This is a genomic window from Bartonella capreoli (genome assembly GCF_902813205.1).
In the GTDB taxonomy this organism is placed as follows: Bacteria; Pseudomonadota; Alphaproteobacteria; order Rhizobiales; family Rhizobiaceae; genus Bartonella; species Bartonella schoenbuchensis.
Genome location: NZ_CADDZX010000415.1, coordinates 1 through 381, shown reverse-complemented (window position 1 = coordinate 381; position 381 = coordinate 1). Strand labels below are relative to the sequence as shown.

Genomic DNA, 381 nt, shown 5'->3' with positions numbered 1-381 from the left:
GTTTACCTTTAGAAATCTATTGTTTTTCGAACTCCGCTATTTGGATAGAGTATGAACAAATTCAAGCTGATACTTTTGACCATCTTTATTCCATCCTCCCTAGTTTTGGTCTTAAGCTTTTTCAAAACCCAAGTGGTTATTATTTTGTTCACGCATTTGAAACCAAACAAAACCGTAAGTCTTAATTAGGTAAATTCTTTAAATCGAACTATATTCTCAACATAAAAAGGAAAGAAAAAGTATCACGAATAGCATTAGTAATTCTTCATCTTTCAGGTGCTATTTCTTTGCTTTTTTGGATTACACACACATGGTGTGAACAGGAATTAAACATGTTAAACTACTGCCACAAAACCTGTACGTGATAGCGCAATTTTGCCT

General features: G+C 33.1%; 1 pseudogene. It reads left to right on the top strand.

Annotation, left to right across the window (positions count from 1 at the left end):
- Positions 1 to 185: pseudogene (locus J7R05_RS09060) on the top strand (mechanosensitive ion channel family protein); the annotation flags it as partial.
- Between the last annotated feature and the right edge of the window lie 196 nt (positions 186 to 381).